We start from the raw sequence: 242 nt of genomic DNA, 5'->3' as shown, positions 1-242 counted from the left end.
AATACCGTGTTATTGATCCATACCTTTACAATTTTAGCTTAACGAATGCTGATAGCAGTTTAGAAGAAGCTCTAGACATTGCATTGAGTTATGTTGTGGGTCATGCAAAAATGGACCAAGTTTTAACGAACGGCTGTGAAGAAGTGCGTCAAAACACAGGGCATGAGCTTAACAAGGTAATGGAACCATACAATCTTGGTTTAGTTGTTACTGATGTTAACTTTAAAGATTCTCGCCCCCGT

1 pseudogene is annotated in these 242 nt (G+C 38.8%); it reads left to right on the top strand.

The annotated features are described in order from the left end of the window. A pseudogene (locus R0J88_RS22900) lies at positions 1–242 on the top strand (protease modulator HflK); the annotation flags it as partial.

This window comes from Pseudoalteromonas sp. SIMBA_162 (genome assembly GCF_046535955.1).
Classification (GTDB): Bacteria; Pseudomonadota; Gammaproteobacteria; order Enterobacterales; family Alteromonadaceae; genus Pseudoalteromonas; species Pseudoalteromonas marina.
This window is presented reverse-complemented; position numbering and strand designations above follow the sequence as displayed.